Annotated in this window: 1 protein-coding gene; it reads left to right on the top strand. The window is 38.4% G+C overall.

Features of this window, described 5'->3' with window-relative positions:
- Positions 1-242: hypothetical protein (locus tag OZJ21_RS03775; RefSeq protein ID WP_268857480.1), on the top strand; the 242-nt coding region annotated here is incomplete at both ends.

The following is a 242-nucleotide window of genomic DNA, read 5'->3' as shown; positions in this document are numbered from 1 at the left end:
CAAGACAGGAGAAACTGTAAAGGTTACCCCAGAAGTACCAGAGAATTATGAGGAAGTAGCAGGAAATCCAACGGATTACACCTTCCTAGAAAAAGGTACTGATGAAAGTAACGTGGTAACAATTCATTTGAAGCATAAGCATGAAGTAGTTACTAAAGACAACGTGGTAACAAGAACAATAGAGTACCGAGATGAAAAAGGTAATCTACTAGATACCAAGAGTCAAAGTCTAACGTTCACTC

The organism is Ligilactobacillus sp. UO.C109 (assembly GCF_026847815.1).
Lineage (GTDB): Bacteria > Bacillota > Bacilli > Lactobacillales > Lactobacillaceae > Ligilactobacillus > Ligilactobacillus salivarius.
The sequence above is the reverse complement of the archived record's forward strand: the minus strand, read 5'-3'. Positions and strand labels throughout refer to the sequence as shown.